Source organism: Photorhabdus kleinii, assembly GCF_025384885.1.
Classification (GTDB): domain Bacteria; phylum Pseudomonadota; class Gammaproteobacteria; order Enterobacterales; family Enterobacteriaceae; genus Photorhabdus; species Photorhabdus kayaii.
The window spans coordinates 131,124-146,269 of record NZ_JAJAFY010000003.1 but is presented as its reverse complement, the minus strand read 5'-3'; the positions used below and the strand labels follow the sequence as shown (position 1 = coordinate 146,269).

Below are 15,146 nucleotides of genomic sequence, written 5' to 3'. Positions count from 1 at the left end.
ATGAACCTAAAAGGCTTTATTGATAGATTGTCCGAGCAGGAAGTTCGTCTTTTTGTTGAAAATGGGACGCTAAAATCTCAGTCTGCTCCGGGTGCCATCACACCTGAACAGGGAAAATTTATTAAACAAAACAAACAAGCAATTATTGATTTTCTCTCTCATGCAGAAGTAGGGGGGCAACAGAAGTTTTCGTTATTACAACGTCGGCGCCTTACCAAGGCACCGTTATCCTTTGCACAGCGCCGTTTTTGGCTGGTTGAACAGGTTTCTACTGTTGAACGTCAGTATAAGATTTCAACCGCGTTCAATTTATATGGTCAATTTTCCTTGGAAGCCGCAAGCCAGGCGATGGATGCCATTCTTAAGCGACATGAAATTTTACGAACTGTTTATCAGGAATCGCAGGGCATGCTCGAACAAGTCGTGTTGGGCGACTATGTTTTCCAGATAGACAAAGACACCCTTGCCGATGATGTTGACCAACAGCAACACATAGAGGATTGGCTGGAGGGGCAGAAACAGAGATTATTTGATTTAAGTAGGGATTTGCCGCTAAGAGTGGCTTATCTGGCATCTGATCTAAAATCAGATACATCTGATAAACCGTTGGCCGGCGTATTGTTTTTTGATTTGCACCATATTGCTGCTGATGGTTGGTCTTTGGCGATATTAGTTGATGAATTTACCCTTCTTTATCAGCAAGTTGTTCATGGTAAACCTGCTTTGTTGACTGAGCTTGAACTGCAATACTCGGACTATGCCTACTGGCAGAATCAAGCTGAAACTCAGCAAATGTTTGACGAGCAGTTGCAATATTGGCAACAACAGCTAGCCAACTTGCCATTGGTTCATGAATTGCCGTTGGATTATGCTCGCCCTCAAAAATTGGATATGCGTAGCGCAATGCACACGCAAAAGATACCCATGGAGACGGTGAGTAAACTTAAGCGATTAGCTGTGGATTCAAATGCCACGTTATTCATGCTGTTGCATACCGCTTTTGCGGTGATGCTGGCTCGCTACAGTGATAACCCGGATGTGGTTATTGGGACACCTATTACAAGTCGACCGGTACAGAAGCTGGAGTCGCTAATTGGCTGTTTCCTCAATACGCTCGTATTGCGTTTGGATTGTACATCGACGCTGACATTCAATGAGTTGTTGAAGAGTGCAAGGCAGGTGCACCTTGATGCACAGAGCAATCAAGCCATTCCATTCGAATTATTGGTTGAGAAGTTGTTAGCTGAACAAAGCACTGCGTTTACTCCCTTATTCCAAGTGCTTTTCTCAATGCAAAATTATGAATCTCAACAGCTAGAACTTGCTGATGTTGAATTTGAAGAGGTTATGGAGCAAAGGGGACAAACGCAGTTTGATTTGACCTTAACCGCAGCAGAAGATAAGGACGAACTGTCGCTGATTTTTGAGTTTAATCAAGGGCTCTTTAATCCAGACACAATCGCCCGTTTTGCCGAAAATATGCAGTTGTTGTTAGCGCACATTGCGCTCAATGGTGATAGGCCAATTAATCAATTGGCGATCGTCAGTGAGCAGGAACAAGCTGTGTTGGACAAATCTCATCAATCAGCTTGGCAACTGCCTGAGGAGCAACCTTTTGTGCATCGGCTTATTCAACAGCGGGTGGCTGAGTATCCTGAGCGAGTGGCAATTTGCTATCAGGATCAAAGCCTCAGTTTTGCTGAACTTGATGCAAGGGCTAATCAGATCGCCCAATTATTATTGACTAAAGGCGCCGACAACAACCCGTTGGTTGCGATTTTGATGGCGCCTGGCATTGACTTTGTTGTCAGCATGCTAGCGATATTGAAAGCAGGGTGTGCTTATTTGCCATTGGACCCCACTTATTCTGTGGCGCGGTTAAATTTTATCTTGGCTGACAGCAATGTTGGTTTGGTTATCGTCGATAACAAGAGTATCGATAAGGTCGATTTACCAACGGGTCGCGTTTGCACTATCTTGCTTGATGATACTGAAATTGCCGCCCAGTCCCGTACTGAACCGTTGTTGACTTCAAGTGTGACAGCGGAGTCCCTCGCCTATGTCATTTATACCTCGGGTTCGACGGGTAATCCTAAAGGGGTGATGATCCAGCATGGGGCGTTGAGCGCATCCACTGTTGGGAGGTTTAATTCATACTCGATAGTGCCGGAGAAATTTTTACTGGTTTCATCATTTGCTTTCGATTCATCGGTTCCGGCTATATATTGGGGGCTTGGCAGCGGCGCAACGTTGTATTTAATGGCCCCTCAGGATGCGAAAGATGCATCGCATGTGGCGAAGATTATAGACAGTCAACAAATTAGCCACGCTCTTTTTATTCCCAGTTTCTACGATGCCATTCTTGATTACCTTGCAGGACATTCACTACGTAAGGTGATTTGCGCCGGTGAAAATTTGTCGGACAACGTAAAGACAAAACATTTCCAATATCAGCCTCAGGCAACGCTTGTCAACGAATATGGGCCAACGGAAACCACGGTATGGTCTTCGTTGAAACTCTTTGAAAAGGCGACTGAGCCAGTCACAATTGGTCGTCCCGCTCCCCATGTGTCACTTTATGTGTTGGCAAAAGATCGCTCCCAATGTCCGGTTGGTGTAGTTGGAGAACTGCATGTTGGTGGTGTCGGACTAGCAAAAGGGTATTTGAACCGTCCAGAACTGACGGCTGAACGTTTTATTGATCATGTGGACTCTAAAGGTAACCGCGAACGGCTATATCGCACCGGTGATTTAGTGAAAGTGTTGCCATCAGGCGAAATTGCTTACATTGGCCGAAATGATTTTCAAGTGAAATTGCGCGGTTTTCGTCTCGAATTGGGTGAAATTGAGAACTGTATCCGCGCTAATTTTGATGTAGCGGATGCTGTGGTTTGTGTGAGACAGGATGACAAGCTGCGGCAATCCTTGGTGGCTTATTTGGTGGCTCCGTCGATGCTCGACATACGCGCACAGCGCGATAAAGTCGAGCGCATCTTGCCGGAGTTTATGTGGCCTAGCTTCTATGTGTTATTGCCGGAAATGCCATTGACTGAGAATGGCAAAGTTGATCGTAAAGCCCTGCCTGCGCCAAGCATGGAAAATATCGCTAAGGAGCCTTTTACATCACCAGAAACGGCAACTGAAAAGCAGTTAGCTAGATTGTTCCATCGGGAGCTTGGGTTGACACCAATCAATATTGGGACCCGGTTTGTACAGCTCGGTATTCACTCACTGCAATTTGTCAAACTCGGCAGTGCCATCAGCGAAGAATTGAAGATCGAACTGTCCGTGAAGGATTTTTACGTCTATGACACGCTGTTTGCTTTAGCACAGTATGTTGAGCAGCAGCTTGCCGAACAGCAGAAACAGAGTGGGGAAGAAAGGGAGGTCGTTGAACTGTGAATATCGCCGCATTTTTAGCTGACTTAAAACAGCAAGACATTATGGTATACCTTGAATCTGATTCGCTTAAGTTAAACGCGCCTAAAGGCGCGGTATCGCAAGATATGCTGACTGAGTTGAGAGCGCATAAGGTAGAAATTATTGCGTATCTGCAAGGGCAACAATTAAATCCATTACCGATCAAGAGTGTCGACAGAGGGCTGACTCGATTACCTCTTTCTTTTGCACAACAACGCTTGTGGTTCATCGACCAGCTCTTTGGCAGCAGCGAACATTACAATATGGCGACGGTGTTGGAAGTGAGTGGCGCGTTCGATTTAACGATTGCTGAAAAAGTCATGCAACGAATTGTCGAACGCCATGAAGTGTTGCGCTCAGTTTACCGAGAAGAACAGGGCGAAGTATGGCAAGAGATTCAGTCAGATGTTAAGGCAAAAATCAATGTTCGGCATTTGACATGTGAACCTGCCGAGATGAAAGCGATACTTTATCAGTATGTTTCTGCTCAGTTTGACTTACAGAAAGATCTAATGGTCCGGATCGACTTTTTTACCACTGATATTCAACGGCAATTCCTTATCATCAATTTGCACCATATTGCGGGAGACGGATTATCTTTCTCTCTATTGATGGAAGAATTTGTCGCTCATTATCAAGCGATTAAGCAAAATCTGCCGGAATCCTTGTCGGTATTGCCCGTACAATATGCAGATTATGCTTATACTCAGCAGTCATGGATTGCTGATGGGGTGTTTGATGCGCAACTTGATTATTGGCAACAAAAATTAGCGGATATACCGCAAGTTCACCAATTTCCATTAGATTTTCAGCGGCCGGTAAAACAGACCAACTATGGTGTTAAGGTGCGATTCCGATTGGATCGGCAATCTTCGGCAATGTTGCGTAAGCATGCAGGCAATGCCGGTGCGACCCTGTTTATGTTATTGCACGCTGCATTCTCAGTATTTATTGCTCGCTATAGCCAGCAAACGGATATTGTCATTGGTACGCCGGCCACCAACCGTAAACAAAAAGAGTTGCAGCCACTGATTGGGTTGTTTGTCAATACGCTGGTGCTGAGAACCGAATATCAGGGCAAAGTTGATTTCATGCAGTTTATGCAGCATGTAAAGCAAGTCAACATTGAAGCACAAATGAATCAGGATTTGCCGTTTGATGTTCTCGTGGAGAAATTGGCGGTGAGTCGGAACATCGCTTATTCACCTATATTCCAGTTCATGTTCACAATGGATACGACTGAGGCCAGTGAATCGCGACTGGATGACGTAGTGTTTACGCCGGTATCTTCGGGTGAATCATTCTCTAAATTTGATTTGGAACTCGATGCGATTGATGACAGTGACACGATTCTGTTTGAAGTGGTATACAACAGTAGCCTATTCCATGAACACACGATTGCAAGGTTACTCAAATCATTTGAAGTCTTGTTGATTGATATCGCCGAAAATCCTTATAAAACATTAGACTCTTTAGCGTTGTTAGATGAAGACGAGAAGCGCCGTTTAGGTCAACAATTGGCGATACCGTCTTCTATCGCAACAACGACAGAATCTGTGCAATGCCGGTTTGAACGTCAGGCAGCACAAAAATCTGATGCTACTGCTTTGGTATGGCAGGTTGCAGGAGAAAAGCAAACCCTGACATATCGCGAGTTAAACCAGCGGGCTAACCGATTGGCGCATCACCTAATCGAAAAGGGGGTTGGGCCGGGCAATATTGTCGCGTTATGTTTACCGCGTTCTCCTGAGATGATTGTCAGTATATTGGCTGTACTGAAAGCAGGTGCCGCTTACACCCCCATTGACGTTGACAACCCTCAATCCCGAATTAATCACATTATTGCGGATTGCCGGCCGGCGGTCGTGTTGACCAACAACACATATGCAGACAAGTTTGCTGAACTGAATGTCATTGTTGAGCGGTTAACCGCGGAAATGGAACAGTTTTCAGGGGCTGCATCGGATAATCCAGATGTCAACCATAGTTTGAATCAACTTGCCTACGTCATGTATACCTCCGGATCGACGGGCAAACCTAAAGGGGTCATGGTAGAGCATACGCAGTTGAGCCATTTTGTTGCGGCAGCATTGGCAATGTATGCCGTTAAACCTGACGACAATATATTACAGTTCTCCTCATTTGCATTTGATATTTCCATTGAAGAGTGTTTTGTCACCCTAAGTGCAGGGGCCACTCTGGTATTGAGGAACGATGATTGGCTCGACAGCGCTGACCTATTTTGGCAACAGTGTAGTCAGCACAACATCACTGTAATGAGCTTACCCACCGCCTTTTGGCATCAGGTGAGTAGTGGCGACGCTTTGGTGACTGACACACTACGGTTGGTTATCGTTGGCGGTGAAGCAATTAATGCTGAAATTGTCAGACATTGGTTCGCATCAGCAAACCGTCCTCCGGTGATGAATACCTATGGGCCGACCGAAACAACAGTCTTGGCGAGTTACTACTTGATTGAATCTGCGTTGCAGATTGAGCAATCGGTTCCCATTGGCAAGGTATGTGGTCATGTTAAAGCCTATATTGTTGATGAGCGTTTGAATTTGGTGCCACAAGGCGTCATTGGTGAATTAGTTGTTGGCGGTAAAGGCGTTTCCCGCGGTTACTTAAACAGACCTGAGGAGCAGCAGAAAAGTTTTATTCAGGTTGCTTTTTTCGACGGTGAGGTTGAGCGGCTTTACCGAACCGGCGATCTAGTGAGGTTTAATGTTCATGGTGAGATTGAATATATTGGGCGCAAGGATAGTCAGATAAAAATTCGAGGTTTCCGTATTGAGCCAGGTGAGATTGAGAATCAACTTATTACGATTGATGGGGTAAGGCAGGCAGTTGTTACGGTTGATGAGCTTAACGGCAATAAACAACTGGTTGCATATTACGTTGCTGATGCGCCGTTGGAGCCAGTGGCGTTGAAGGAACAAATCAGCCAAACCTTGCCGGAATATATGGTCCCTAATGCCTTTATTTCGCTAACCAGCATTCCAATGACGGTAAACGGTAAAGTTGACTACAAAGCGTTACTGAGTGTAGAGACACAAGAGTCATTACCAGAAAACTACTGTTTCCCGCAGGGGGAACTGGAAGAACAACTGGCTGGTATGTGGCAGCAGTTGTTAGGCCATCCTAAAGTGAGTCGTACCGATAACTTTTTCAAGCTAGGGGGACATTCCCTGTTGGCGATTAAGTTGGTATCGGAAATCCAGAAAACCTTAGCCGTACAGATCTCTGTTCGTGCAGTCTTCGAAAGCCAAACCTTGGCTGAATTTGCACAATTGATCGCAGAACAACAGACAGTCACTAGCGGCAATGCAGCGCTAGCGCCAATTACGCCTGTAGTTGAAATGGCACGAGTTGAAATGGCACGAGTTGAAATGGCGAGAGTTGAAATGGCGCGGCTTCCATTGTCGTTTGCTCAACAACGGCTTTGGTTTATTGATCAGTTAGATGGGCAAACGCCTCAATATAATATGCCGCTGGCATTAACCGTCAAAGGGGATTTCAATCTCGCTATCGCTGAACGTGCGATAAACATGATTGTCCAACGCCATCAGGTGCTGCGAACTGTCTATCGGCATGATACCGCCGGTGCATGGCAGGAAGTGTTGGATAAGGTAACCGTGAAGATCGACCGGATTGACTATCAAAGCCTTAGAGAAAAAAGTTGTCAGCAGCAGGTGCAAGAATTTATTCAGCAGCACGCGGAGCAGGCATTTGATTTAGCTAACGATGTCATGCTGCGAGCGGCCTATCTGAAGATAGCCGAAGATCAATGTGTTATGGTCTTCAACATGCACCATATTGCATCAGATGGTTGGTCAATCAAAGTGCTTGCTGATGAATTTGTCGACATATACAGCCAACTGCTTGAGGGCAGTCAGCAACCGGCTTTGCCATCGCTACCCATTCAATATAAAGATTATGCTGTCTGGCAACGGCAACAACTACAGGGTGAAACGTTACAAACGGAGCTTAACTACTGGCTAACTCAGCTTCATGAATTGCCTCCGGTACATGACTTACCGCTGGATTACCCGCGTCCATTACAACTTGGCAGCCGTGGTGGGCTATTTGAATTTAGTGCTGATAAGTCTCTTTTGATTGGGCTTAAATCGCTTGCCGGTCAACATAATACGAGCTTGTTTGTGGTATTGCATGCTGCATTTACCCTGTTACTTGCCCGTCATGGACAAAGCAAGGATATTGTCATCGGGACGCCGGTTGCGAATCGTTTGCAGGCGGAAGTTGAGCCGCTTATCGGCTTTTTCGTCAATATGCTAGTGCTGCGCACCCAATACCAAGCCGATCTCACTTTTGCTGAATATTTGTCACATATTCGCCAGGTTAATATTGATGCTCAAGCGTATCAGTTACTGCCGTTTGAATTGTTGGTTGAAAAAATGCAGCCGGAGCGGAGTACAAGTTATTCGCCGCTATTCCAAATTGTATTCTCGATGGATACCAATGAATCCAAGGTATTGCAATTGAGCGACGTCGAATTTGAGTACCTTGATAGCGAACATGTCACGGCTCAGTTCGATTTGACCTTAGATGCCAGTGAAAGTGAGGACACTCTTGATTTTAGTTTTGAATACAACTGTGAGCTATTCGAACGGTCGACAATAACCCGATTCAGCCAACGGTTCCTGACTTTATTGTCTGCATTAGTGAGTGAGCAATATCAAACGGCTCCTTTGACTAAACTGCCGGTGTTAACTGAGCAGGAAAGACAATATCTGTTGGTCGATATTAATGACAATTGGCAGCCTTATCCGGCTGATAAGTGCATTCATCAATTGTTTGAAGAACAAATGGAACGGAGTCCAGAACAAATAGCGGTTATTGACGGCGAGCTTCATCTCACTTACCGGCAAGTGAATGCTCAAGCGAATCAGGTCGCTCACTTTTTGTTGGGCAAAGGTTATACCTCGGATTCCTTTATTGCGGTTTGTATGGAGCGAACTGCGGCCTCGGTGATTACCGTACTTGGCATCTTGAAGGCGGGTTTAGCCTATGTGCCATTTGATGCTGATCAGCCATTGCAGCGGATTGAATACATTCTTCAAGATAGCGGTGCGCCATTAGTTGTGATTGATGATATTCAGCGTTTGCCTACTGAGGTGGCTTCGGCGTACAACGTCTGGAGATTGGATGAAATATTAAACCAGTCACGGATTGAGACCAATATTGCGGCGACGCAGAGTCATTCAACCGCGACCAATTTGGCTTACATGACTTACACCTCAGGAACAACGGGTCATCCCAAGGGTGTGATGGTTGAGCACACGGCGATGATTGCGCGTTTGTATGGTTGGGATGCGGTATTTGGTTTATTCCAGAAGCCGCCAACCGTATTACAAATGGCGGGTTTGGCTGTGGATATTTTTCTGGGAGACATCGTTAAAAGTCTGACCACCGGTGGTCGCTTGGTGATTTGCCGCAAGTCAGATTTAATTACCACAGAGGCTTTGTATCAGCTTATCGAACAACAACAAGTGACGTTTGGTGACTTTGTGCCGGTCATTCTGAGAAATTTACTCGATTATGCTGAACAAAACAGGGTCCGATTGAATTCACTGCGCCATATATTAGTGGGTTCCGAAGCTTGGTATGGTCGTGATTTGAACCGTTTGCAAAAACTGATGCATACCGATGCCCGTTGTTTCAATATTTATGGACAAACAGAATCAGTGATTGATGCCAGTTACGGTGATGTGACCCATCTCTCTTTGCCTGATGATGCCTATGTTCCCATTGGTACGCCGTTTGCCAACACCCACATTTATATCCTTGATGCTTATGGCGAACCTGTGCCTGTGGGAGTGGTGGGTGAAATTGCGGTAGGCGGCCCTGGTTTGGCAAGAGGTTACAACCGCAATAGCGAATTAACGCAACAAAAATTTGTTAAAGACAACCTTTCTGGTCGTTGTGGTTACATTTATCACACAGGTGATCAAGCTAGATTAAAATCTGATGGAACGTTGGAGTTTTTAGGGCGTAATGATGATCAAATAAAACTGCGTGGATTTCGTATTGAACTGGCTGAAATTGATGCCAAGCTTCGTGCATTGCCTGATGTGCAGAATGCTATTGCCGTGGTGCGGGAAATTGAGCAGGGTAATAAACAAATTATTGCTTATCTGCAAACGCCACAACCGTTATTGATTGAACAGATCAGAGAACAGCTACGGCATCAATTACCTCATTACATGATCCCCAGTGCATTTGTGTGTCTGGATGCTTTCCCGGTGAGTATTACCGGAAAAGTGGATAAAGAAAAACTACCTGCACCAGAAGCCAGTGCTTTTACCAGTACTGAATATGTTGCGCCACAAAATGACGTTGAAAGAACATTAGCGTCTATTTTTGCAGTTGTTTTGAAGCAGGAGAAAGTGAGCCGTTACGATAATTTCTTTGCTTTGGGTGGTGACTCAATATTAATTGTGCGTGTTGTTGCAATGGCTAAACAGGCGGGGTTGGCACTCAATGTAAAAGATATTTTGGCCTATCAAAGTATTCATGAAATAACGCAGCAGTTACCTGATTTAAACAACAAAAATGTCTCTTCTAAAGATGCTTATCACGCTTTTTCATTACTCACAGATGACGAACGGGCGGCATTAAAGGAGCCATCCGCATTGGATGATGCATATTCATTGTCGAGTTTGCAAATGGGGTCTATTTATCATCAGCTAAAAGATGAAAGTTACCACATTGTAGAACATTACTCGATTAATGCTGTATGGAGTGAACAAGCGTTTCGTCAGGCATTTAATGCCATAGTACAGCGCCATGAGTTATTGCGTGCGACATACAACTTCGAATTAGGAAGAGCATTGCAATATATTCATAAAACGATTGCTTTGCCGGTTACGCTTAATGATTGTCGCTACCTTTCCGTGCAGGAATTTGAGCATCAATTAGATCACTGTTTGGAACAGGAAAATAGCAACTTTTTCGTTGAAAATGAATTAATGTGGCGAGTTAATGTATTTATTGATGCTAATAATACATTTGCTCTGGTTTTGTCCCATCAACACGCCATTCTTGATGGTTGGAGTGTTGCCAACCTAAAAGTTGAGTTTATGGAGAACTATTTATCGGTGTTGTCTGGCGGTTCTATTCCACCAAGAGCTGACTTACCGCATTACGGTGAATACATTGCTGAAGAACTGGCTGCTATTGATGATCCTGAACACAAAGCCTATTGGCAGAACATAGCCAACGCTGCGGTATTGCCTGACTGGACAGGAAAAGGGTCAACACAACATTATTCTACTCGTCTTGAGCTATCTTATTTACATGACGATTTGCAACAACTTGCGACGCGTTTAAAAGTGCCGTTGCGCACATTGCTGTTGGCGGTACATGTTTATGTATTGGCGAAAGTCAATGGCACTGATTCCATAACCAGTTCGGTGGTAAGCCACGGGAGACTTGAAGTAGAAGGCGCTGAATCTTGTCTTGGATTATTCTTAAATACGCCGCCGGTTAATGCCGATATTCATCAACAAACCTGGGCGTCGTTGATTCAGCAATTAACCGAATATAGCGCTGCAAGCTGGCCTTATCGGCATTATCCGGTTGCTATGATGCAAGAGGAATTCAAGTGTGATTACTCTGGCGCTTTGTTTAACTATGTCGATTTTCATGTGTCTGATGAGTTACAGACAACGCAAGATGTTGAGCCTGAGCAGGCTTATGATCATGAATATGAACGAGTTGACTATGGTTATGATTTTGTTTGCCATCATAGTTCAGCTAATAGTTTTCTGGTTCTGCAATTAGCGTTGACACAATCGGTGTTTGGAGCACATCAGGCAGGTCAAATATTAGCCTATTATGAAACGGCAATAAAATCGATATTAGTTTCACAACATCATCGCTTGGGGCATGCGGATTATCTGGCATCAGGTCAAATCCAACACTTGCAACAATTAGCCCATAATCCGTCATCTATTGCTAATGATTGCCCATCTCTGACGCAATTATTTGCCCGAGTTGTGCATCAGATACCTGATGAAGTGGCCTTGTCAGGGCCTTGGGGAAGCATGAATTATGCTCAGTTGGCGTTAGCGGCTGACAAGCTGGCGGCACTCCTTGCTGCGCGGGGTATCGGGGTAAATGATACGGTGGGTATTTATTTATCAAGTAGTCCTGAGGTGGTGATTAGTGTCTTGGCTATTTTGAAGGCGAACGCAACGTTTGTGCCATTGGCAACCGATTATCCAACAGAACGCATTGCCCATATTATTAATGATGCTGATATTCAGCTTATTGTTTCACAACGTTCTGAAAGCCACACTTTGCCTGTTGATAAACAGCGTATTGTTATGGTTGATGAGATTGAATCGGTTGATACTGCGGTTGTGACACAAAACGTGGCATTATCAGCGCAAGAGCGTGTTGCTTACATCATGTATACCTCGGGTTCAACGGGTACGCCTAAGGGCATTAAGATCAGTCATCACAATTTACTGAGCTATTATGAGGCGGTTCAACGCTGTTATCCGACAAATTCTGCCTGTGTATTGCAAATTGCCAACATTGGTTTTGATATTTTTATCGAAGAATTAATGTTATCGGTATTTTCCGGTGGTCGTCTGGTTCTGGATAGCCATAAAACAGCGTATAGCGTTAAACAGTTATGTCAGATCATTGATGCACAAAAAGTCACACTGATTTCAGTACCCACAGCCTTATGGCATGAGTGGACGTATCAGTTAACTGCCGACGATGTTGAACAACTGGTTGAGCATTTGAAGATATGCATCGTGGGTGGTGAAGCAATGCGAATGGAGTTATTGGCGCTATGGCAACAAAAAACAGACGGAAGGATCCGTTTATTCAACACGTATGGGCCGACAGAAACAACCATTGTGGCAACCGCCATCGATGTTACACAACTCGATACCTCAACAAACTCAGTGGTGCCGATAGGACGTCCTTTGGCGCATTGTCAGACCTATGTTTTGGATTCTCAGGGTGGATTGGCACCGCCAGATGTTATAGGTGAACTCTATATTGCGGGTGATGCTTTAAGCTTAGGTTATGTGAATAACCCAGAGCAAAATGCGGCACAGTTTATTGAAATGGCTATTTTGCCGGAACAAACAGTACGCTTATATAAAACCGGTGATCGTGTTTATTGGAATAACGAGGGTGAACTGGTTTATGTCGGTCGTCTTGATAATCAGGTCAAGATCAGAGGTTTTCGTATCGAAACCCGCGAAATAGAGTCAGCACTGTCAGCGATTGATGACGTGGCGACAAGTATTGTGCGAGTGACTGTCGATGCAACCGGCGAAAAACAGCTATGTGCTTGGCTAGTGATGCCAGAGGGTGCCGAAACGGATGTTGTCATCCCCTTGATAAGAGAACAACTGAAAACACGATTACCAGAATATATGGTGCCAACCCTATATGCCGTGATAGCCGCTATACCAACCACGGCTAATGGTAAAGTGAATTTTGCTGCCTTACCTGAGCCAAAACCTTGTATTAAGAGTGGGTTAGAGCGTGTTGCAGAAACTGAAATTGAAAAACAATTGGTACAACTGTGTGCCGATGCACTGAAATTACCGTTAAGCATGGTGAAGTTAACCGCGTCTTTTATCGAGTTGGGAGGGAACTCCTTAACCTTGTTGAGATTTTTGCATCAGATACAACAGACTTTCGCTGTAGCGGTAAGCGTTGCCGATATCATGACGGCCGGTGATCTAGCCATGCTCGCACTGATAATTGAGCGTAAGCAGTTGCAACAGGTTGAACAAGCCAATCAGGGACATAACGCTGTGGCAGAAGAAGGCTGGTTATGATGATAAAAATAGACGCGGATAAATCAGGTGGAATAATACGAATCGTTGATATTATTCGGCAAACTTCGGCTGCGGGAGTGCAGCTATTTGTTGAGCACGGCAAATTAGGTTTTAAAGTCATGTCAGGTTGCGTTTTTACCCCTGAACTAAAAAACTTAGTGATTGCCAATAAAGCTGAAATTATTGCTTTTTTAGTGCCCAATGACGCCATTAAATTGGTGTCATTGGGCGCTGACCGAACGCCATTATTTTTGGTTCCTGGCGCAGCTGCTCCAGTATCATCTTTTATTGATTTAGCCCGAGAAATAAAAAACGATTTCTGCCTCAAGGTATTTGACGCAACTTCCCTATTCTTGGAAGGGAAAACAGTGACAGTCAAAACATTGGCTGAACGTTATGTGGCATTACTTTTGCAAGCTTATCCACAACAGCATTATCGATTGGTGGGTGATTGTGTGGGGGCATGTATTGCTTTCGAGATCGCTTTATTGTTGGAAAGTAAAGGGAAAATGGTTGACTTGATAGCGATTGATAGTTTTCTGATCGCCTATGAGCAACAGCCTTATACCCGCGAGGAGATCGATGAAGTGACTGCCGAGTTAGCTCAAGGCATTGAAGGTGAAGCCCTGGAAAGCTTTATTGAAGTTTATAAAAGCTACTCAATGATGACTTGCAATTATGTGCCATCAGCCAAGTTAAAGGGCAAGATGACATTCATTTATTGCGAAAGCTCCATACAATTACGGGCAGAAAAAGAGAAAATTATTGCATCCTTACAAGATTATGTCACACAACCGATTATTTGTGGCATGGTAAGTGGTGATCATTATTCAGTATTAAAACCGGGTTCTGTTGAATCTCTGGCTGAGGCTATATTGCGACAACGTTACCGGCCAGAGCCTTCATTCAAAAAATCGAATTTAACCTATCAGGAGTTGCTCGACATTGTGCAATATCGGGCCGATATTTATCGGCCTGTAAATGACATCAATCATTATCACCGAGTGAGGATATCACAGGTCGGATGTTGGTTTATTGAAATAGCGGATGGCCGTGTACATATTGATTTCAACGCTGATGATGCAATGTATGAACAATATGATTTTTATAGTGAGATTGAAATCAGTGCGGATTTATTAATGGCGTGCGTAACCAGCGAGGAACCCGCAATCGCTATCGCTAAGGCGATATTAGATCATAAAATTCAGGTACAACAAGGAGAAGAGCTATATCACTTATTATGGATTATTTTTGGCATCACGAAACCTGATGAAATTTTTAACTGGATTGATCAACAAGATAGCCAAGACCAATATTTAGGTGTTCAAACTGATGGAATTGCTTTTGACGATAAATGTCATATCAATTCTTACGATGGCACTTACTTTATGCCTGCTCATTACAGTGTGATTCATAAGGCATTAATATCTCTGCCGATCGAGTATCATGACTTTCAATTTATCGACTTAGGGTGTGGGAAAGGGCGAACTATTGTATGTGCATCCAATTACAATTTTAGTAAGATTACCGGAGTAGAGATTATTGAATCGCTAGCATTAATTGCACAGCAAAATGTTAATGTTATAAAGAAAAAAAAGAATATTGAAGTAATACAGGGTGATGTAAATGACTATCAGTTCAATGAAAATCATGTGGTTATTTATAACTATGATAGTTTTTCTAATGATCAGCTTAAGAAAATTTTACAGCGATTGAAAACAGATATTTATGACAAAGGCTATAAGGTTTTTATTTTGCAAATTAATGGTGATAATGCGATTTATCAGCACTGTCTTTGGTTAACGCCAAAAAAAATTGCCCAGGGTTTTATGGGGGGGTGGAATATCACTTTATGGCAAAGTGAAGGTTGTTAAAGTCTGGCAATAGTAA

3 protein-coding genes are annotated in these 15,146 nt (G+C 44.0%); all 3 read left to right on the top strand.

What is annotated here, in order from left to right; translation table 11 throughout:
- From LG003_RS03700 to LG003_RS03690, 3 genes are read left to right on the top strand one after another with little or no spacing between them, the layout of a single operon-like run.
- Entirely contained in the window at positions 1–3,402 is a 3,402-nt protein-coding gene (locus LG003_RS03700) for a non-ribosomal peptide synthetase (protein ID WP_262980200.1), read from the top strand.
- The gene (locus LG003_RS03695; RefSeq protein ID WP_262980175.1) at positions 3,399–13,256 is read left to right on the top strand and encodes a non-ribosomal peptide synthetase; all 9,858 of its coding nucleotides are present in this window, start codon (positions 3,399–3,401) and stop codon (positions 13,254–13,256) included. Before LG003_RS03700 ends, LG003_RS03695 begins: the two co-directional genes overlap by 4 nt.
- A complete protein-coding gene (locus tag LG003_RS03690) occupies positions 13,253–15,130 on the top strand; it encodes a thioesterase domain-containing protein (RefSeq protein WP_262980174.1) in 1,878 nt (625 codons plus the stop codon). Before LG003_RS03695 ends, LG003_RS03690 begins: the two co-directional genes overlap by 4 nt.
- The last annotated feature ends 16 nt before the right edge of the window (positions 15,131–15,146 follow it).

Bases quoted from the DNA above. Each gene is read 5' to 3' on its own strand.
- LG003_RS03700 (WP_262980200.1), top strand. From the start codon at position 1: ATGAACCTAAAAGGCTTTATTGATAGATTGTCCGAGCAGGAAGTTCGT.
- LG003_RS03690 (WP_262980174.1), top strand. From the start codon at position 13,253: ATGATGATAAAAATAGACGCGGATAAATCAGGTGGAATAATACGAATC.